Below are 18,508 nucleotides of genomic sequence, written 5' to 3'. Positions count from 1 at the left end.
CGTGGGGGTGGGTGTCCTGCGTCGATCGGGAGGGCAACGGGACGGTGAACGACCTGCCAAGGTTGGCCCAGACCCGTTATCTTCTCGTAATAAGGCCTCTGGGTGGCCCTTTCCGTCGCTTCCGGCGGGGGGGGTCAGTCCTGGCGGCCGAGGTGGGCGGTGAAGCTGAAGCGGTCGCCCCGGTAGAGCGTGCGGACCCGCTCCAGGGGGCGGCCCTCGGTGTCCCGCGAGACGCGGTGCAGGAGCAGCATCGGCAGGGCGGGCGGGGTGCCGATGAGCAGGGCCTCGCGCGGGGTCGCGAGCACGGTCTCGATCCGCTCGTCCGCGTCGCCGAACGCGATGCCGAGCCGGTCGTGGAGGTAGGCGTAGAACGAGGAGTCGGGGTCGAAGTCCCGGTCCAGGTGCGGCGCGCGGGCCTCGGAGACGTACGTGCTCTCCAGGCCGACGCGCTCGTCGTCGGCGAGCAGCACGCGCTCCATGTGCCAGACGGGCTCGCCGCGTTCGGCGCCGACCTCGGGCGCGAGCGCCTCGGTGCAGGGGAAGCGGTCGAGCGAGATCAGGCTGCGGCCGGGGCGGCGGCCCTGGCGGCGCACGCCCTCCGTGTAGCTGGCGAGCGACAGGGGCTGTTCGAGCTTGGGACCGGCGACGACCGTGCCCCGGCCCCGGCGCATGAGCCTGCCCTCCAGGAGGAGTTCGCGCAGCGCCTGGCGGACGGTCTCGCGGGACACCTCGTACCGGACGGCGAGGTCACGCTCGGTGGGCAGCAGCCCGCCCTCCCCCAACTCGTCGATGAGCTCGGAGAGTTTCGCCTTCACCGCGTAGTACTTGGGGACCCGGCCGTGCTCGGGCACGCCGGAGCGCACGGGGGCGCCGGGGGTCGTCTGATGGTTCACGGGATTCACGAGGGGATGGTCGCAGACGGTGGTGAACGGGAGGGTGTACGGGACGTGACCTGGGGGTGCCGGGGCCGACGGGGGCGGTGGGGCCCTGGCCGGGTCCGGGAGTCAGGGGGCGGGGGGTGTGCGTCGGCGTCGGCGGGCGGTGAGGGCGAGGAGGACGAGCATGCCGCCGCCGAGGGCGAGCGCGGCGGCGACGGGCGCGAGGGCGAGCCCCTCCTCCCCGCCGGTACGGGCGAGTTCGTGGCCCGGGACGTGGGCGTACGGCGGCCACAGGCGGTGGGCGGGGTCGCGGCCCGGGTCCGTGCCGGGGGGCGGGATGCCGGGGAGGGTCGCCGCGCCCTCGGGGCGGCCGGGCGGGTCCGGGGTGCCGGGCGGGGCGGTGGTGTCGGACCGGTCGGGCGCGCCGGGTTCGGCCGGCTCGACGGTCAGCCGGTAGTCGTCGGACTCCCCGACCCACTCGCCGTCGGCGCCCCGGCGCTGCACGACGGCCGCGTTGACGACGACCTCGTCGGGGTCGGTACCGGCGCGGAACGCCAGCCGCACGGGGACGGTGAGGGTACGGCCCGGGGGGACGGAGAAGCCGGAGAAGCCGGAGAGCGCGGCCGGGACGTCCGCGCGGCCCGCGGAGTCGGCGAACACCCCCACGTTCTCCGCCTCGTCGGTCGCCTCGAACGCCAGGGGCCGCCAGCGCGCGGCCTCCGCGTCGTAGAACTCGGCCCGGATCTGCTCCGGCCGCAGCGCCCGTTCGCGGTCCCGGTCGGTGAGGACGAGCACCGGGTGGATGCCGGTGCAGGGCGCGGAGGTGGTGTTGGTGAGGTCGAGCCGCCAGGCCTGGAGCGGGCCGCCCGCGGCGTACGCGGCCGGGCCTCCGTGGATGCGGGTGGCGAGCGGGAACTCGGTCGCCGCCGCGGCGCCGCAGGCGGGCACGGGCGCCTCGGCCGTGCGGGCGGAGCCGTACGCGTACGGAACCGGGCCCAGGACCAGGCCCGCGGTCGTGGTCACGGTCGCGCCGAGGGCGAGGACCGCGGCGAGGGCGCGCGGGGTGGGACGGGGGGTGGGACGGGGGGTGCCGGTGGGGCTCTCGGTGGGGCCCGGGAGGACCTTCGGGCTGGGGCACGGGGACGGGGACGGGGACGAGGATGGGGACGGGGACGGTGCTCGGGCGCTGCGCAGTCGCAGGGGGGCTGGTGCCATGGGGCAGGCCTTTGCTGCTCGCGGGCGTACGGGACGGCCGCGACGCTGCCATGCCGGGCGGGCCGGACCGGGGAACGACACCGCGCGGACCCCCGAACGGTCCGCGCAATCCGCCCGATCAGCCTATTGTCCGAAAAGTGGACCGAGAACGAGCCAGGCCGCCCCCTCCGCCACGGCCTGCGGCGCCGTCGCCACCGCGACGGGCGTGACGAGACCGAGCCCGGCGAGCACCTTCTGCACCCCGTCCGCGAACGCCTCCGGCGCGCCCAGCACCACCCGCCCGCCCAGCAGGACCTGGTCGATGTCGAGGAGCCGTACGAGATTGGCCGCGCCCGTGCCCAGGATCCGGGCGGCTCCTGCGAGGTCGCCGCGCCCGACCGCCGCCAGACACAGGACCTCCAGGCAGCCGCGCCCGCCGCAGCCGCACGGGGGGCCGTCGAGCTGGACGGTCTGGTGGCCGAGTTCGCCCGCCCCGGTGCGGTCCCCGCGCAGCACCGCCCCGCCGAGGACGAGCCCGGCACCGAGTCCCGTACCGAGGTGGACGTACGCGAAGGAGCCGGGGGCCCCGGGACGCAGGGCGAGGCCGAGGGCGGCGGCGTTGGTGTCCTTGTCGAGGACCACGGGCAGGCGGAGGCGCGCTGCCAGTTCGTCCCGTACGGGGTGCCCGGCCCACTCGGGGAAGCCCGTCACCCGCCCCGGCACCCCGGCGCGGTGGTCCAACGGCCCGGGCATCGCCACTCCGACCCCGACCACGGCGGCGCGGAGCGCGGAGCCGTCCGGGAGGAAGCCGTCGCCACCGCCCCCTTCCCCCAGCAGGGCGCGGACCTCCCCCTCCACCGCGTCGAGGACCGGGCCCGCGCCCGCGCCCAGGTCCAGGGGGCGGCGGCGCAGGCCGACCGCGGTGCCGGCGAGGTCGGTCAGGAGGACGGTGAGTTCGTCGCGGTCGACGTGGACACCAACGGCGTACGCGGCGGTGGGGACGAGCCGGAGGACCGTACGGGGCTTGCCGCCGGTCGAGGCGCGGTGCCCGGCCTCCGCCGCGAGGCCCTCCGCGCGCAGCCGGGCGGTGATCTTGCTGACGGCCTGCGGGGTGAGGCCGGTGCGCTCGGCCAGTTCGAGGCGGCTGATGCCGTCCTCCCCCGCCGCGCGCAGCAGATCGAGCACGAGCGCCGCGTTGTGGCTGCGCAGCGCCGGCAGGTTCACTCCACCCAGGTCGTTCTTCACACCCCCATTGTCGCGGTCGCTTGCACTTTGGCAACAGCGTTGCTTAAGTGGCGGGCATGACTGGCAGCAGCACCGACCCCCGCACTCCCCTCCGCGTCGGACTCGTCGGCTACGGCCTCGCGGGCTCCGTCTTCCACGCCCCGCTGATCGCCGCCTCCGAGGACCTCGTCCTCACCGCGGTCACCACCGGCAACCCCGAGCGGGCCGCCGAGGCCCGCGCCGCCCACCCGGGCGTCCGGGTCGCCGCCCGCCCCGAGGAGCTGTGGGAGCGGGCCGAGGAGCTGGACCTGATCGTCGTGGCCTCCCCGAACAAGACCCACGTCGCGCTCGCCGGGGCCGCCCTGAAGGCCGGCCTCCCCGTCGTCGTCGACAAGCCGCTCGCCGCGACCGCCACCGAGGCGCGCGGCCTCGCCGCCCTCGCCGACGAGCGCGGACTGCTGCTCTCGGTCTTCCAGAACCGCCGCTGGGACAACGACTTCCTGACCCTGCGCCGGCTCCTCGACGAGGACGCCCTCGGCGAGGTCCAGCGCTTCGAGTCGCGGTTCGAGCGCTGGCGCCCCCGCCCCAAGGGCGGCTGGCGCGAGTCCGGCTCCCCCGAGGAGATCGGCGGGCTGCTGTACGACCTGGGCAGCCACCTGGTCGACCAGGCCCTCGTCCTCTTCGGCCCGGTGGTCTCCGTCTACGCCGAGTCCGATGTGCGGCGCCCCGGCGCGGAGGCCGACGACGACACGTTCTTCGCGCTCACCCACGCGAACGGCGTCCGCTCCCACCTGTACGTGAGCGCCACCACCGCCCAGCTCGGTCCCCGCTTCCGGGTGCTCGGGCGGAGCGCCGGGTTCGTGAAGTACGGGCTCGACCCGCAGGAGGCCGCCCTGCGCGAGGGCCTGCGCCCGGAGCCCGGCACCGTCTGGGGCGCGGAGCCGCAGGAGCTGTGGGGCCGGCTGGGCTCCGGCGAGTCGCCGCTCTCCGGCGGCGGGACCCCGGTCCCCTCGGTGCCGGGTGACTACCCGGCGTACTACGCGGCCGTCGCCGCCGCCGTGCGCGGCACCGGCCCGAACCCGGTCACCGCGCTGGAGGCCGCGGCCGCCCTGGACGTCCTGGAGGCGGCGCGGCGCTCCGCCCGCGAGGGAATCACGGTGACGCTGTGAGGCCCGGCGACGACGGGATTCCCGAGGCGCGGGGGGTCCCGGAGGCCCAGGGGGTCCCGGAGGCCCAGGGGATCCCGGAGGCCCAGGGGCTCTCCGAGACCGAGGCCATCGAGGCCCAGGAGGCGCGGCTGGTCCTGCCCCGGTTCACCTACGAGGACGCTTGGGCGCTCGGCACGCTGCTGGTGGAGCTCGCCAGGGAGCGGCGGGCGCCCGTGGCGATCGACATCCGGCGCGGCGCGCAGCAGCTCTTCCACTGCGCGCTGCCCGGGTCGAGCGCGGACAACGACGCCTGGATCGACCGGAAGCGCCGGGTCGTCGAACGGTACGGCGTCAGCTCGTTCCTGGTCGGCGCCCGGTTCCGGGCCAAGGGCACGACGTTCGAGGCGTCCTCGCGCCTCGACCCCGACCGGTACGCCGCGCACGGCGGTTCGTTCCCGGTCGCGGTCGAGGGCGCGGGCGTGATCGGCTCGGTCACCGTCTCGGGGCTCCCGCAGGCGGAGGACCACGCCCTGGTGGTGGAGGCGCTGGAACGCTTCCTCAACTCGGACGTCGACGGCGACGGCGGCGGCTGACGACGACGAGCGTGCCGCCGCCGAGGGCGAGGGCGACGGCGGTGGCGCCCATGACGACCTCGCCCGTGCCCGCGCCGGTCTCGGACAGCTGGCCGTGCGGACCGTGGTGGCCGCCTCCCGCGTCGCCGTAGCCGCCCGTGGAGTCTCCGTACCCGCCGGTGTCACCGCCGCCGCTGGTCGTCCCGCCGTTGGTGGGGTCGGTGGGGCTGGGCGTCGGCTCGGTCGGGGTCGGCTCGGTGGGCGTGGGCTCCGTCGGCGTCGGCTCGGTCGGCGTGGGCTCCGTGGGAGTCGGCTCGGTCGGCGTGGGCTCCGTCGGCGTCGGCTCCGTCGGGGTCGGCTCCGTGGGAGTCGGCTCGGTCGGCGTCGGCTCCGTCGGCGTCGGCTCCGTTGGCGTCGGCTCCGTTGGCGTGGGCTCCGTCGGAGTCGGCTCCGTCGGGGTCGGCTCGGTCGGCGTGGGCTCCGTCGGGGTCGGCTCGGTAGGCGTGGGCTCCGTCGGGGTCGGGGTCGGCTTCTCGTCGCACGCGGGCAGGTCGCCGTTGAACGGATAGGCGTGGAGCTCCTGTCCGCCGCCCCCGCTGACCTCGGACGCGTGCGTCAGGTTGCCGGTCGTGAAGAAGCGCCCGTTCATCCCGGGCATCGTGACGGTGGTCGTACTGGCCTGGTTGCCGACCAGCACGCTCCCCGCGAACTGGGCGGTCCCCTCGAACTTCACCGCCGCCGCGTCCGGAAAGTTCCACAGCACCCGCTCGCGCAGACCGTCCGGCAGCCCGTTGACGTACGAGTCGACGACGCGATCGGCCCCCAGGACGTTGACCAGGACCGTGGCGTTCGCGGGAATTCCGGCGAAGCGGATGCCCTGCTGTCCGCCACTCGCCGACTCCAGGTCGAAGTCGACGGTGAAGACCTGGAGGGCCGAGGTCCCGTCGCCGGTGAAGACGGTTTCCCCGCCGGTGTTGACGGCCGTGCCGGTGGCCGAGCGGGACCGGCCGTCGACGTACGCGTAGCACCGGCTCGCGGCGGACAGCTGGTCGCGGAGCGCCGTGTACGGAGAGGCGGCGGCCGCCGTGCGCACCGGGGCCGGGTTCACCGTCCCTGTCAGCGCGCCCCCGTACCGTACGACTCCGCGGACCGTCCCCTCCTCGGCGAGGAGACGCTGGCCCGCGGCGACCGAGAGGTCCTCGCCGACCGTGAGGAAGTCGGTGCCGTTCTCCGGCGGGATGCGCGAGCCGACGCCCGCGACGCCGACGTTGTAGACGCTGGAGGCGCCGGCGCGCTTGTTCATGTCGAACGCGCCGAGCACGACCACCTTGCCCTCGGCCTCGGCGGCGGCCTCGCGGACGAGGAAGTCGCCGCCGACGAAGACGTTGATGTTGTTGTCCCGGTACACCACGGTGCCGTTGCCGGGATCGGGGTACGGGCCGGTGGGGCAGTTGCCGGGTTTGCAGGGTCCGAGGCCGCCGGGCAGCGGATCGGCGAATCCGGTGGCGGCGAGCGTTCCGACGAGGGCGGCGGCACCGGCCACGGAGGCGGCGGCGACGACGGCGAGGCGTCGCGCGGTCATATGACGTTGCATATCAGGCAATATGCGCAAAGATCGCCCTCGCGCCGACGCCCCACGCGGAGGCGTCGCCGCAATGGAGTCGTCAGGCGCTCTTGAGCTCCTGGCGCTGGCGCCCGAGGCCGTCGACCTCCAGCTCCACGACGTCGCCGGGGCGCAGGTAGGGCTTGGGCTCGGGCTGGCCCATCGCGACCCCGGCGGGCGTACCGGTGTTGATGACGTCGCCCGGGTAGAGGGTCATGAACCGGCTCACGTACCGGACGACCTCCGCGACCGGGAAGATCTGGTCGGAGGTGTGGCCGTCCTGCTTCAGCTCGCCGTTCACCCAGAGGCGGAGGCCGAGCGCCTGCGGGTCGGGCACCTCGTCCGCGGTGACCAGCCAGGGCCCGAGCGGGTTGAAGGTCTCGCAGTTCTTGCCCTTGTCCCAGGTGCCGCCGCGCTCGATCTGGAACTCGCGCTCCGAGACGTCGTGGGCGACGGCGTACCCGGCGACGTGCGCGAGGGCCTGCTCGTCGGTCTCCAGGTAGCGGGCGGTCCGGCCGATGACGATGGCGAGCTCGACCTCCCAGTCCGTCTTGACCGAGCCGCGCGGTACGAGCACGGTGTCGTCCGGGCCGACGACGGTGTCGGCGGCCTTGAGGAAGACGACGGGCTCGGCGGGGGTGGCCTGGCCGGTCTCGGCGGCGTGCCCGTGGTAGTTCAGCCCGATGCACACGACCTTGCCGATCCGGCCGACCGGTGGTCCGACGCGCAGCCCGGTGGCGTCGAGCGCGGGCAGCACGCCGGCGCCGGCCGCGCCGCGGATCCGGTCGAGCGCGGAGCCGTCGGCGAGCAGACTGCCGTCGATGTCGTCGACGAGGGCGGAGAGGTCGCGGAGGATCCCGCCGTCGTCGAGCAGGGCGGGGCGCTCGGCCCCCGCCGGGCCGACACGCAGCAGCTTCATGGTCTTCTCCCTGTGGTCGAGGTGGGCCCGCGGCGGGCCCTGAGGTGCCCCGGCCGATGGAGTGCGGCCATCGGAGGATTGGTCGATCCTCCAAGAGAACGGGGCGCTCTGCAAGACCCCGTTCACACCCTGGACCCTTACGCGCGAGTAGCCGCGGGCGCCTCCTTCTCCGTACGGAAGAGGAGGGCCCGCTCGACGGCGCTCCAGGTGGTGCTGGTGACGACGTAGAGCGCGGCGGCGAGCGGGACGACAGCGACCGTGACGAGGGTGGCGAAGGAGAGCAGTGGCATCACCTTGGCGATGGTCTCGGCGCCCGGGGTGGGCTGCCCGAGGTCGAGGGGCTGGTCGGCGAGCTGCCGCTTCGTGCGGCGGTAGGTGAAGGTCGCCACGGCGGCGACGAGGGCGAAGAGGACGAGGTACACCTGCCCGGCCGGGCCGAAGGGCCCGCCGTCGGCGAGGGCGTCGGCCCAGCGGTCGCCGAGCGGGGCTGCGAGGAGGGCGTGCCCGGCCATCCGCTCGTCGGCGAACAGGTGGTACATCAGCAGGAACGCGGGCGCCTGGAGCAGGCTCGGCAGGATGCCGGCGAAGGGCGACACCTTCTCCTTGGCGTGCAGGTCGAGGACCGCCTTCTTCAGTCGCTCCGGGTTCTTGGCGTACCGCGTGCGCACCTCGGCGAGCTGCGGGGCGATCCGGGTGCGGGCCTTCTGGCCGCGGGCGGCGGCCCGGGACAGCGGGTGGATCGCGAGCCGGACGAGCGCGGTGAACAGGACGATGGCGGCGGCGGTCGATGCGGTGGCGAACAGCGGCTGGAGCAGCTCGGCGAGCCGCTCGACCAGGGAAGCGAACGCGGACAGGAGCGCGGACATGGTGAGCCCTCCGGGGGTCTCGTCGTGCCAGGAGAAAGGGGAATCTCGGCAGGACGGATCCGCGTGAGGTGCTCGGTGAGCTGTGCCCGGTGAACGCTCCCTACGCGGCCGTCGCGAGGCGACGGCCGGGAGCCCGGGGTCTGCGGCGCCCGGCGGCGTCGGGATCGCGCTGCGGCAGGAAGGCGGTGCGCAGCTCACGGTCGCGTATCGCGGTGCGGACGCGGGTGGGCGGCACGGCGGGGGCCGTACGCGCTCCGGCGAGGGCGCAGAGGAAGGCGGTCGCGGCGAGCGCGACGGCCGTGGAGAGCCCGCCGCCGTCGGAGAGCAGCAGGTCGGCGAGGGCGAGCAGGCAGAACAGCGGCGCAAGGACGCGCAGCCCCAGCTCCCTCCCCATGACGCCCCTCCCCCGTCCCTCTCCGTGCTCTTCGAGCTCTTCGTGTGACTCTCTCCTGTCGACGCACGGCCCCCGCGAAAAGTTCCCGCGGCGGATGAGGACCGTCTCGGCCCCCACCCGCGGCCCGCGCGGGCACGCTCCGCACCCCGCCCGACGGGACGACGAGCACTGCCGCGCCAACTCTCCGGACACGTACAGCAGTACGGTGGACGGCATGCGCCCCGACACGCCTGCCGCCCACACCACCGAAGCCGAGCGCCTGCTGCGCACCGCCACGCAGTACCCCGGGGACCGGGAGCCCCTGCTGCTCCAGGCCGCGGCCCATCTGGAACTGGCGGGCGACCGCCCCCGGGCGACGACCCTCTACGACGAGCTGCTCTCCGGGACTCCCGCCGACCCGCTGCTCATCCGAGCCCTGAAGGCGTCGAACCTCTGGGAGTACGGCCACGAGGCCGAGGCGCGGGCGATCGTCGCCGGCATCCGCCGCGCCCGCCCGGCGGACGCGGCCCCGTGGGAGATCGCGGCGGAGACCCTGGAGGCCCACGACGAGCTGGAGGCGGCGGAGGCGACCCTGACCGAGGCCGCGACGCTCCTGGTGACCGCCCCGGACGAACTGCCCCACTCCACCCGTTCCCTCCTCACCACCCGCCACCGGGTCCGCCGGATGCTGGCGCTCCCGCACGACGACTGGGACACCCTGGCGGACCGCCTCCACCCGGCCGACGTCCCCCTCGACGAGCTGCACGACCCGAAGCGCCTCTGGGCCCTCGGCTCCTCCGACCCGGCGGAACTCCAGGCGGAGATCGCCCGCCTCCGCTCCGAGCTGGGCACCTACCGCACGGCCCTGTCCCGCCCCTTCCCGGTCGCGGTCCTGCACTGGCCGGAACCGGAACTCGACGAACTCCTCGCCGCCTACCCCGAGCTCGAGGCCGAGTACCCCACGTACCGCGCCCACCTGACGGACATCGAGGCCTCCCTCCGCGAACTCGCCCAGGCCGGCACCCCGAACCTCGGCATCGTCCCGGCGACGGTCCCCTCCTACGAGGCCTTCGCCGCCTCGGAATCCACCCACCCCTCGAACGCGGACCTCCTCCCCCAGTACGCCACGACCCTCGCGGCCCGCGGCCACGCCACCCCCTGGCCCCCCACCCGCACCACCCCCTGCTGGTGCGGCTCGAAGCGCCCGTACGGGGAGTGCCACGGGGCGCAGTGACCGGCGGCCGGGGGCGCGGGAGAATGTTGTCGTGTCCAAGCTCGTGCCCTCGTCGCCCTCCGTCTCCGTCCGCATGAGCCGGCAGGCCTCGCGCGACACCTCCCAGGAGCTGGCGGTGCGCCGACTCCTGCACGCCTCGGGGCTGCGGTACCGCGTCAACGTCCCGGTTCCGGGCATGCCCCGCCGCACGATCGACATCGTCTTCGGCCCCGCCAGGATCGCCGTCTTCCTCGACGGCTGCTTCTGGCACGGCTGCCCCCGGCACGCGACACGGCCCAAGGCCAACGCCGAGTGGTGGCGGACCAAGCTCGACAGGAACATCGCCCGCGACCGCGAGACGACCGCGCACCTCGAAGCCCAGGGGTGGACGGTCCTCCGTTTCTGGGAGCACGAGGACGAGCACGAGATCGCACGTCTCGTCATCGGTGCGAAGGCGGAGGCCACGGGCCGGAACCGACGCTGAGGCGTCCGGTCGTCCGCCCCGCGTCGCGAAAGCGCTCGTCGAACATCCGGGAGCTTTGCCCGACAGTCGCACCGGTGCTCTACCGTCACTCTTCGACATGTCCTTGCATCCGATCACTCGAGGCACGCCCATGACTCAGGACTGGCAGTTCGACGTTCCAGTCGCCGGGAGCAAGGTCCTCCCGCCCGACGCGCGGTACATGGAAGCGCTGAGCAGTCAGGGGTACGGTTTCGAGGTGGCGGTCGCCGACCTCGTCGACAACTCGATCGACGCCGGCGCCAAGGACGTGGTCATCCACTTCCTCCGCGACGGCGACCAGCTGGTCAGCCTCCTGGTGGTGGACGACGGTCGCGGCATGACCGACGAGGAGCTGGACGTCGCGATGACCGTCGGTGGCCGCCGCGACTACGCGCCGGACGCTCTCGGCATGTTCGGCACCGGTCTCAAGTCGGCCTCCCTCAGCCACGCCTCCGCCGTCACCGTGGTCAGTACCACCAAGCGCACCCGCGCCGTCGGTCGTCGCTGGCTCATGGAGCGGGCGGTGTCCGGGTTCCAGTGCGACATCGTCGCCCCGGAGTACGCCCAGACCCTGATCGACCGCTACGACGACGGGCGTCCCATCACGTGGCAAGGCACCGTCGTGCGTTGGGACGGAGTCAAGGACTTTCCGAAGCACGGCGGCGGCGGCCAGACGGATCGCTACCTCCAGCGGACGATCAACAGGCTGGGCCTGCATCTGGGGCTCCACCTGCACCGTTTCCTCGCGCGCGAGGACTTCAACATCACCATCGCGGTGGAGGACGTCCGAACCGGCTCGGTCTACATGAACTTCGGTGTGGAACCGCTGGACCCCTTCGGCTACCCGGTGTCGGGGGCGCCCGACTATCCACGGGTGTTCACCGCGACCCTGCCCGGTATCGGCGAGATGGACCTCACCGCCCATGTCTGGACACCGAAGTCCAACCTCGACGAGTACAAGGCGATCGGTTCTGTCCTCGACCGCCAGGGCTTCTTCTTCTACCGGCACGACCGTCTCGTGCAGGCCGGTGGCTGGAACAACTTCCGGCAGCCCGAGCAGCACCTCTCGCTGGCTCGCGTCGCCGTGGACCTCCCGGACAACGCCGGCGACGTCTTCCGGCTCACCGTCAAGAAGTCCGGGGTCGACACGTCGCCCGACTTCAGCGCGGCGCTGGAAACGGCCACCCACGGATCGGCCGGGGGAAGCACGGCCCCCACCTTCCTCGACTACCTGGCCGCCGCCGACGCGGCGTACCGGGAAGCCCGTAAGCGCGCCGGGACCACCCGAAGGGCCGTGATCGCCCCCGGTGAGGGGTTCGCCGCGGCGCTCCGCGACACGATCGTGGAGGAGCTGCCGACCCTGCCGCACGAGACGCCCGTCTCCGTGGAATGGCGCCGCCTCGGCAACGAGCTGCTCTTCGACATCGACCGTGAATTCCGGGCCATCGTGCTCAACGAGCACTACCGCGACGCGATCCTCGGCGGGAAGGCTCGCGACACCCACGACGCCCCCCTGGTGAAGGCCCTTCTCTACCTGCTGCTCCACCAAACCTTCGAGAAGGAGTACAGCGGCAGCCGCGAAAAGGACAACCTGCAGCTGTGGCAGTCGATCCTGGTCGCAGCGGTACGGTCGGAACTCCGCGGGAGCGAGCAGTGAGCACACCGGACGCCCACGTGCGGTGGAGCGCGGTGGAGCACTACCTCGGCGCCCGACAGGAGACCACCTACCGGTTGTCACCGCCCGAGTCCCATCCCGAGGTCACATACGTGGTGGGCGACGGGGGCCGGGGCATCGCCCTGCACGTCGAGCTCACGGGGCGCCACCGTCCGCCGACCTCCCCCCTGCCCGCCGTCGTCGTCGACACCGTCGCCGTACGAGGCATGCGCATGGCTCGCATCAGGACCACGCAGGAGACGCTGCTCCGCGACTTCCACGATCTCCTGAACGCGGTGGCCGACCGCATCATCACCCACGACCGGTCCCTGGAGCAGGCCTTCTCCGAGACGGTACGAGCGTGGAGCGCCCTTCTCGGCCGCTCCCGCGACATCGGCGCGGCACAGCGGATCGGCCTCATGGGGGAGCTCGCCGTCCTGACGTCGGTGGCCGGGGCCCACGGCTGGCCGACGGCGGTGGAGTCCTGGATCGGCCCGGAGGGCGAGGAACACGACTTCGGGCTTCCCGAGGTCGACGTCGAGGTCAAGACCACGGCCTCCGAACGTCGCCTGCACACCGTCCACGGTCTGGGGCAGCTCAGCCCGAAACCCGGCAGGGACCTGTGGCTGGTCTCGATACAGCTCACCCGCGGTGGCGGCGGCGGAAGGACGCTGTCCGACTGCGCGCGCACGGTGCGCCGCGGCGTCGCCGAGCACGCGCCGGCGCTGGCGGACCGTCTCGATCGGAAGCTCACCGCTTCGGGATGGCGACCGGACACGCCGGACGACGAGCGGTGGCACCTGCGCTCCCCCGCCGTGCCCCTGTTCGTGGACGACACCGTGCCGCGCCTGGACGACTCGACCGTGCCCCCGACGCTTCGGGACCGCATAGGCGACATCACCTACACCGTCGACGTGACCGGTCTGCTTCCGTCCGCCGGGGCCCCGGCCGCCCTCACCGACATCTCTCTTCCCTGACGCCCGAGGACACCCCGATGACTCCGCACGAAACGCTCCGGCTCATCCTGCACACCTCCGCCCTCGCCGGCATGGACGCCCGTCCCAAGAACCTGCTGCGCGCCCTGGCCTACCAGGCCGAGGACGAGGGACGGGACGCCGAGGGCATGGTCGAGGAGAGCGACTTCCGGGCCGTCCTGAGCACCGCCCATTCCACGCATCAGCTCGTGGAGTTGTGGCGCAAGCGACTCACGCAGTGGGACTACGCGGAGGCCCCTTCGTGGTCAACGGCGCCGGCACGTACCGAAGAGCGGCGCGCGGACGTCCTGAACCTGCTCGCCCTCTCGGAGCACACCCGGGAGCTGCTCAACTCGCTCGTCCCCGTCCCCAGGGAAGCCGGCCCCGTCGTCATCAGCGACGAGTTCACGCCGTGGTACACGCCGCAGTCCCAGCAGGGCCGGAGCTGGTACTGGCCCGCCTACCGGCGGCTGCTCTCCGAGAAGGGCTGGTCCGAGACGGCGGTCGCGGGCCTGGACACGGCCACCGACCGGGTCGTCGAGCGGCTCGCCGATCCGACGTCGGCGACCGCCTACCAGGCCAAGGGACTTGTCGTCGGCCATGTGCAGTCCGGCAAGACGGCCAACTTCACCGGTGTCATCGCGAAGGCCATGGACGCCGGCTATCGCCTGGTCATTGTCCTCGGAGGCACGCTGAACCTGCTGCGCGCCCAGACTCAGCGGCGCCTCGACATGGAACTCGTCGGTCGCGAGAACATCCTCAGGGGTGCCGCCGAGTACGAATCCGACTACGCCGACGACCCGGCCTGGTCGAAGGGCAACTTCCTCACCCACGGGGGGCTGCCGTCGGCCCTCGGGGGATTCGACATCGTCCGCATGACCACCAGGACCGACGACTACAAGAGCCTTCTGCAGGGGATCGTCGCCCTCGAATTCGAGAAACAGGAACCCGCTTTCGACCTCTTCGACCCGCGCAACCTCCACCGCTCGTCGGCCCGGCTCATGGTGGTCAAGAAGAACAAGACCGTCCTCGGAAAGCTGGTGAAGGATCTCAACAAGATCAAGACACCGCTGGACCAGATCCCCGTTCTGATCATCGACGACGAGTCCGACGAGGCGTCGGTGAACACCGCCAATCCGGACAGGCCCAACGCCGAGCGCACCGCGATCAACGACAAGATCTCGGAACTCCTCGGACTCCTGCCGCGCGCCCAGTACGTCGGTTACACGGCCACGCCGTTCGCGAACGTGTTCATCGACCCCAGTGACGCCAAGGACATCTTCCCGAAGGACTTCATCGTCTCCCTGCCCCGGCCCGCCGGTTACATGGGAGTGCGGGACTTCCACGACCTCGACTCCCCGATTCCGCCCGCGGAACGCACCGTCGCCAACTCCAACGAAAAGGCGCATGTCCGCGACATCCTCCTCGACAGCGAGGACGACGACACCGCCCTCCAGCAGGCTCTGGACATGTTCGTCCTGACCGCCGCCATGAAGCTCTACCGGGAGGAGAACGGCCTCGGGGAGCGCTATTTCCAGCACCACACCATGCTCATTCACGAGTCGGTGCGCACGGCCGACCACCGCGAGCTCCACGGCAAGGTGAGCAAGTTGTGGTGGAACTCCGGTTACACCGGGCCGAGCGGCCACCAGCGACTGCGCGCCCTTTTCGACAACGATGTGGCCCCCGTCTCCCGAGTGCGCGCCGAGGGCTTCCCGGTGCCGGCCACGTACGACGAGCTGTCGCCGTACGTCGGCACGGCCGCGATTCGCATCGGCGGCGACGACCAGCCCATCATCGTCGTCAACGGCGACAGCGACCTCAAGACCGGCGGAGACGCCGACTTCGACAAGCGGCCGATCTGGAAGATCCTCATCGGAGGACAGAAGCTCGCGCGCGGTTTCACCGTCGAAGGGCTCACCGTCACCTACTACCGTCGACGTGCGAACAACGCGTCGACACTCATGCAGATGGGCCGATGGTTCGGTTTCCGCAACGGCTACCGCGATCTCGTGCGCCTCTATCTCGGAAGGGACGAGGGAAAGCAGGGCCTCGATCTCCTGGAGGCCTTCGAGGCCATCTGCAGGGACGAGGAAACCTTCCGTGACCAGCTCGACCTTTACTCCACCCTGGTCGACGGAAAACCGCAGGTCACACCGGCACAGATGCCGCCGCTGGTCTCACAGCACCTGTCCTGGCTGAAGCCCGCCAGCGCCAACAAGATGTACAACACCCGTCTCGTCGAGATCCACTCGCCCGGCAAGTGGGAGGAGCCGACCGCGTACCCCTCGAACCCTTCGGACCTCCGCCACAACAGCGCCCTGTGGCTCCCCGTACTCGACGGGCTGAGCCCGCAGCCGCTCACTTTCTCCTACAAGGACGAGAGCACCGGGAGAGAACTCTGCTTCCCCGCGCTGACGGGACGGCTCGACGCCGGCGCGTTCCTCCGACTCGTCCGCTCCCTGCGCTGGGACGTCCCGGAACGCTTCACCCCCCATCTGACCTATCTCGAGGAGATCACCGCCTCGGCGCCCGCCCAGGTGGACGACTGGCTGGTGCTCGCGCCCCAGCACTCCTCGGGTGCGCGGACCTTCTCGCCGACGGGTTCGGGGCGCCGCTTCGCCTGGTTCGGGCGACAGCGCAGGCGTGGCGACGCCTTCGGCGCCATCAGTGAACCGAAGCACCGAGGCGCGCCCCTGCGCATCGCCGGGGCCCTTCCCTTCGGAGGGAACGCGGTGACCGAGCGGTACGTCGCGGAGCGGCGCGGTGTCGTCATGATGTATCCGGTGATCCAGCCCGACGACCGTTCGGAGGTGGAAGCGACGGGGACGATCGATCCGGGCCGCCTGGTCATGGCCTTCACCTTCGTCGCCCCCGCGTCGGCCCGCAGCGCCGACGGCAAGGTGGTGCGCTTCGTGACGATCGACTCGGCCGCGGAGGCGTCCCGGGACGACGTGACCCACTGAGCCGGCCCGATCGCATCGTCGTGGTCGCTGCCCCTCCTACGATGGATTCCCTCGACGACATGGGGGAGGGGCCGTGCGGAAGCACGACTTCACGGTGATCGAACTGTGTGCGGGGGCCGGGGGCCAGGCACTCGGACTGGAGAGGGCGGGCTTCCGGATCGCCGCGGCCGTGGACATCGACGCGGACAGCTGCGCCACCCTCCGGAACAATCGGCCCGACTGGTACGTGATCCAGGGCGACCTCAACGAGATCGAGCCCGTGGAGCACGACCAGTTGGACCGGGCGGACGTCCTCAGCTGCGGGCTTCCCCGCTCGCCGTACAGCGTCGCCGGCAAGCAGCTGGCCGTGCGGGACAAGCGGGACACCCTGCGGGCCACGCTCGACATGGCCTCCTACGTGCGTCCGCGCGTGCTGGTCCTCGAGTGCATCGCCACCTTCCACAGCGCCGCGAAGTTCGAGGTGGAACGGGAAATGGTCAGGGAGACCGTCGCCGATCTCGGTTACTCGTCGGTCTGGGGCGTACTTTCGGCCACGGATTTCGGCGTTCCCCAGCTGCGCTCCCACGGCTTCGTCGTCGCCATGCACCCCTCGGACCTCGCTCACTTCGCCTGGCCGGCGCCCAGTGATGTCCCCTGCTCCTCGCTGGGCGAGACCCTGTACGAGTCCATGGCCTCGAAGGGGTGGCCCGAAGCCGGCGAATGGGCGGCGCACGCGTCGGGGCCGGCGCCCTTGATCATGGGGGGCGCCACGGGGCGCGGAGGCGCCGATCTCGGTGCGAGCCGGGCGAAGGCGATCTGGGCACGCAGGCACGTGTACGGGGGAAGCCTCGGGGACGACGTACCCGGTCCGGACTTCCGGCTCGACCTCGCCGCCGAACCGAAGCACGGTCTCGTGAGGATCACCGTGCCCCAGGTCGCCCTGCTCCAGGGGTTCACACCGGACTGGGAGCTCCACGGCCTCAAGACCTCCGCCTATCGCCAGATCAGCCAGGCCACTCCTCCGCCGCTGGCAGCCGCCCTGGGCCGGCAGCTCCTCACTGCGCTGGAGCGCTCGTCGGGCACTCCGCGCGACGAGGTCGTTGCGCACGGCAACACCTCGACCGGATCTTGATCGTCCGCACGAAGGCACACGGCCGGCGAAGTAGACTCTGGCCCCATGGCCACCACCACCTCGACCGCAACAGCCTTGAGCCCACAGCTCTCTGCCGAGGTGATCACCGTGGTGGACCTTTTCTCCGGAGCCGGGGGCTTTTCGGCCGGGTTTCGCGCGTACGAGCCGGACGGCCCCGGTTCCTCCCCGTTCCGTTCCGTGGCGGCCGTCGAGTTCGACCGGGCTGCGGCAGCGACCTACGCGGCCAATTTCGGCTCCTCGCACGTCGCCAACACGGACATCGCCGAATGGGACCCGACGCCGTATCGGAACGCGGTCGACGTCGTCATGGGCGGACCTCCCTGCCAGGGATTCTCGGGCCTGAACAAGGACAACCTCGAGCCGGACCGCAATGACCCGCGCAATCTCCTGTGGCGCGAGTACATGCGTGTCGTCACCACGATCAAGCCCAAGATCTTCGTGTTGGAGAACGTCGACCGTTTCCTGAAGTCGCAGCAGTTCGTGGATTTGCAGAAGGCGACGGAAAAGGGCGGCGAACTCTCCGACTACACCCTGACCTCGAAGGTGCTGAACGCGGCCGATTACGGAGTGCCCCAGGCTCGGCGACGAGCGATCGTGATCGCCACGCGCAAGGACCTGCACACAGCGCTGACGCACCCGCTGCCGACCCACTCGCGCCACACCGACGCACGACAGCCGACACTCGGCGAGAACGATGCCGGCCTTCGGCCCTGGGTGGGCGTCGGGGAGGCGGTCTTCGACCACACTCCCCCGAAGGCACCGCGGACCGAACTCCCGGAGAACCGGACCGGCAACCCCCTCGGCAAGGCCGAGCTTCCCGGTCCGTACCTCACCACCGAACTCCACGTGGGACGGCGACCCACCGGCCTCTCCCTCGCCCGCTACGCGGCCATCGGCCCCGGGGGAAACCGTCACGACCTGCGAAAGCAGTGGGCCGAGGTCGACGGCAAGAAGACGTACCTGTCCACCGACAGCTGGGACAAGCACAACAGCGGATCGGGTGACGTGATGGGGCGGATGCATGCCGAGCGCCCCTCCGTGACCATCCGCACCGAGTTCTACAAGCCGGAGAAGGGGCGCTATCTCCACCCCGTGGAGAACCGCCCCATCACCCACTACGAAGCCGCCCTGATCCAGGGATTCCCGCCCGACTTCCAGTGGTTCGGCAGCAAGATCGAGATCGCGCGCCAGATCGGGAACGCGGTCCCGATCGGCCTGGGCCGGGCCTTGGCCCAGGCGATCCACGAGCATCTGTCGGTCGAAGCCCGGAACTTCTGAGGGGCTGCTTCC

Annotated in this window: 16 protein-coding genes; 9 read left to right on the top strand and 7 right to left on the bottom strand. The window is 72.0% G+C overall.

The features are described from left to right. Positions 1 to 134: 134 nt before the first annotated feature. From ACWDVG_RS14115 to ACWDVG_RS14105, 3 genes are all read right to left on the bottom strand, one after another. Entirely contained in the window at positions 135 to 893 is a 759-nt protein-coding gene (locus ACWDVG_RS14115) for a GntR family transcriptional regulator (protein ID WP_451699392.1), read from the bottom strand. A gap of 111 nt (positions 894 to 1,004) precedes the next feature. Beyond that, positions 1,005 to 1,901, bottom strand: a complete 897-nt coding sequence (locus ACWDVG_RS14110; protein WP_451699391.1) for a hypothetical protein — start codon at positions 1,899 to 1,901, stop codon at positions 1,005 to 1,007. Between the two features lie 315 nt (positions 1,902 to 2,216). Continuing rightward, a complete protein-coding gene (locus ACWDVG_RS14105; protein WP_451699390.1) occupies positions 2,217 to 3,317 on the bottom strand; it encodes an ROK family transcriptional regulator in 1,101 nt (366 codons plus the stop codon). Positions 3,318 to 3,373: 56 nt separating this feature from the next. Here ACWDVG_RS14105 and ACWDVG_RS14100 point away from each other — a divergent pair, with 56 nt between their 5' ends. Beyond that, positions 3,374 to 4,465 (top strand): Gfo/Idh/MocA family oxidoreductase, encoded by a 1,092-nt coding sequence (locus tag ACWDVG_RS14100; RefSeq protein ID WP_451699389.1) that lies wholly within the window; start codon positions 3,374 to 3,376, stop codon positions 4,463 to 4,465. Positions 4,466 to 4,536: 71 nt separating this feature from the next. Then, the gene (locus tag ACWDVG_RS14095; protein ID WP_451699411.1) at positions 4,537 to 5,037 is read left to right on the top strand and encodes a heme-degrading domain-containing protein; all 501 of its coding nucleotides are present in this window, start codon (positions 4,537 to 4,539) and stop codon (positions 5,035 to 5,037) included. Here the strand turns inward: ACWDVG_RS14095 and ACWDVG_RS14090 are convergent. The 4 genes from ACWDVG_RS14090 to ACWDVG_RS14075 all read right to left on the bottom strand — a co-directional run bounded on the left by ACWDVG_RS14090 (position 5,003) and on the right by ACWDVG_RS14075 (position 8,798). Continuing rightward, complete coding sequence (locus tag ACWDVG_RS14090; RefSeq protein WP_451699387.1) at positions 5,003 to 6,598, bottom strand: choice-of-anchor A family protein; 1,596 nt, start codon at positions 6,596 to 6,598, stop codon at positions 5,003 to 5,005. The genes ACWDVG_RS14095 and ACWDVG_RS14090 overlap by 35 nt on opposite strands. Positions 6,599 to 6,680: 82 nt before the next feature. Then, positions 6,681 to 7,538: a fumarylacetoacetate hydrolase family protein gene (locus tag ACWDVG_RS14085; RefSeq protein ID WP_451699386.1), complete on the bottom strand. Its 858-nt coding sequence runs from the start codon at positions 7,536 to 7,538 to the stop codon at positions 6,681 to 6,683. 137 nt (positions 7,539 to 7,675) lie between these two features. Continuing rightward, positions 7,676 to 8,404 (bottom strand): YidC/Oxa1 family membrane protein insertase, encoded by a 729-nt coding sequence (locus tag ACWDVG_RS14080; protein ID WP_451699384.1) that lies wholly within the window; start codon positions 8,402 to 8,404, stop codon positions 7,676 to 7,678. Between the two features lie 100 nt (positions 8,405 to 8,504). Then, positions 8,505 to 8,798: a DUF6412 domain-containing protein gene (locus ACWDVG_RS14075; RefSeq protein WP_451699382.1), complete on the bottom strand. Its 294-nt coding sequence runs from the start codon at positions 8,796 to 8,798 to the stop codon at positions 8,505 to 8,507. Between the two features lie 214 nt (positions 8,799 to 9,012). On the opposite strand from ACWDVG_RS14075, the gene ACWDVG_RS14070 reads away from it, so the two are divergent. From ACWDVG_RS14070 to ACWDVG_RS14040, 7 genes are all read left to right on the top strand, one after another. After that, the gene (locus ACWDVG_RS14070) at positions 9,013 to 10,011 is read left to right on the top strand and encodes an SEC-C metal-binding domain-containing protein (protein ID WP_451699381.1); all 999 of its coding nucleotides are present in this window, start codon (positions 9,013 to 9,015) and stop codon (positions 10,009 to 10,011) included. A gap of 73 nt (positions 10,012 to 10,084) precedes the next feature. Beyond that, a complete protein-coding gene (locus ACWDVG_RS14065; RefSeq protein ID WP_451699410.1) occupies positions 10,085 to 10,474 on the top strand; it encodes a very short patch repair endonuclease in 390 nt (129 codons plus the stop codon). A 130-nt stretch (positions 10,475 to 10,604) separates the two neighbouring features. After that, entirely contained in the window at positions 10,605 to 12,149 is a 1,545-nt protein-coding gene (locus tag ACWDVG_RS14060) for an ATP-binding protein (protein WP_451699380.1), read from the top strand. Continuing rightward, positions 12,146 to 13,123, top strand: coding sequence for a PD-(D/E)XK motif protein (locus ACWDVG_RS14055; protein ID WP_451699379.1), 978 nt, complete (start codon positions 12,146 to 12,148; stop codon positions 13,121 to 13,123). The genes ACWDVG_RS14060 and ACWDVG_RS14055 overlap by 4 nt, the downstream gene beginning before the upstream one ends. A gap of 17 nt (positions 13,124 to 13,140) precedes the next feature. Further along, positions 13,141 to 16,086: a Z1 domain-containing protein gene (locus tag ACWDVG_RS14050; RefSeq protein ID WP_451699378.1), complete on the top strand. Its 2,946-nt coding sequence runs from the start codon at positions 13,141 to 13,143 to the stop codon at positions 16,084 to 16,086. Positions 16,087 to 16,159: 73 nt separating this feature from the next. After that, complete coding sequence (locus ACWDVG_RS14045; protein WP_451699377.1) at positions 16,160 to 17,197, top strand: DNA cytosine methyltransferase; 1,038 nt, start codon at positions 16,160 to 16,162, stop codon at positions 17,195 to 17,197. Positions 17,198 to 17,242: 45 nt separating this feature from the next. Then, entirely contained in the window at positions 17,243 to 18,496 is a 1,254-nt protein-coding gene (locus ACWDVG_RS14040) for a DNA cytosine methyltransferase (RefSeq protein WP_451699376.1), read from the top strand. Positions 18,497 to 18,508 lie beyond the last annotated feature (12 nt).

The sequence above is a fragment of the Streptomyces sp. NPDC003327 genome (assembly GCF_053589515.1).
This window is presented reverse-complemented; position numbering and strand designations above follow the sequence as displayed.

Excerpts from the sequence above, each read along its gene's own strand:
- ACWDVG_RS14100 (WP_451699389.1), top strand. The coding sequence starts at position 3,374 with ATGACTGGCAGCAGCACCGACCCCCGCACTCCCCTCCGCGTCGGACTC.
- ACWDVG_RS14090 (WP_451699387.1), bottom strand. The coding sequence starts at position 6,598 with ATGACCGCGCGACGCCTCGCCGTCGTCGCCGCCGCCTCCGTGGCCGGT.
- ACWDVG_RS14085 (WP_451699386.1), bottom strand. The coding sequence starts at position 7,538 with ATGAAGCTGCTGCGTGTCGGCCCGGCGGGGGCCGAGCGCCCCGCCCTG.
- ACWDVG_RS14080 (WP_451699384.1), bottom strand. The coding sequence starts at position 8,404 with ATGTCCGCGCTCCTGTCCGCGTTCGCTTCCCTGGTCGAGCGGCTCGCC.
- ACWDVG_RS14075 (WP_451699382.1), bottom strand. The coding sequence starts at position 8,798 with ATGGGGAGGGAGCTGGGGCTGCGCGTCCTTGCGCCGCTGTTCTGCCTG.
- ACWDVG_RS14070 (WP_451699381.1), top strand. The coding sequence starts at position 9,013 with ATGCGCCCCGACACGCCTGCCGCCCACACCACCGAAGCCGAGCGCCTG.
- ACWDVG_RS14065 (WP_451699410.1), top strand. The coding sequence starts at position 10,085 with ATGAGCCGGCAGGCCTCGCGCGACACCTCCCAGGAGCTGGCGGTGCGC.
- ACWDVG_RS14060 (WP_451699380.1), top strand. The coding sequence starts at position 10,605 with ATGACTCAGGACTGGCAGTTCGACGTTCCAGTCGCCGGGAGCAAGGTC.
- ACWDVG_RS14050 (WP_451699378.1), top strand. The coding sequence starts at position 13,141 with ATGACTCCGCACGAAACGCTCCGGCTCATCCTGCACACCTCCGCCCTC.
- ACWDVG_RS14040 (WP_451699376.1), top strand. The coding sequence starts at position 17,243 with ATGGCCACCACCACCTCGACCGCAACAGCCTTGAGCCCACAGCTCTCT.